1 protein-coding gene is annotated in these 685 nt (G+C 25.4%); it reads right to left on the bottom strand.

The window, feature by feature from the left end:
• Positions 1 to 11: 11 nt before the first annotated feature.
• A complete protein-coding gene (locus FE392_RS23025) occupies positions 12 to 227 on the bottom strand; it encodes a hypothetical protein (RefSeq protein ID WP_021729341.1) in 216 nt (71 codons plus the stop codon).
• Between the last annotated feature and the right edge of the window lie 458 nt (positions 228 to 685).

Here is a 685-nt window from a genome sequence, read left to right as displayed (position 1 = left end):
GAGAAAACCACTTAAAACTCCCCTTGTTCTTCATATTTACGTCTTCTTTCTTCAGCCATATATAAAATAAAACTTGTACGATTTAATGCTTTATATTTTAAATTCTTTTCTCTTGCAATAGTCATTCTTTTATCATTTTCAATATCAATCAATTCATCTATTAAAGAAACTTCCGTATCAGTAAAACGAAATACACGATTCTTTCTTTCCTCTTTAACAACAGTCATTTCACAACCTCCTAAAACTTTATATATGCATAATAACATTTCGCATATGCAAAAGCAACCTTTTGCATATATTTTTCCGGAAATATTTTATACAAAAGGTTACAATTAAATAATAATATTAAGTTTTACTAGCAAAACTTTTAACAATATCTATCAAATAAACTCTAACAAAATACCAAATTAACAGTATTAAAAATCCTGTCGTGAAAATAAACAAATCACTATATATATCAGATACATACTTTGTTGTAACAACACAGATCATTGCAAGCATACATATATCAAAAACTACAATTAACCAAAATTTAAAATTCAACTTTAAATCAGCAAACATATAACTAACACCCCTACAATATAAACTAAACCAATACATAAACCGATTCTATTTGCTATTTTTTCATTGTACTTATTACATAAATAAACATGTAAATTATCACGATGTTTAGCAAGAAATCTAT

Source organism: Xenorhabdus santafensis (genome assembly GCF_033949405.1).
GTDB lineage: Bacteria > Pseudomonadota > Gammaproteobacteria > Enterobacterales > Enterobacteriaceae > Xenorhabdus > Xenorhabdus santafensis.
Note: the sequence above shows the minus strand (reverse complement) of the source record. Positions and strands in the feature narration are given on the sequence as shown.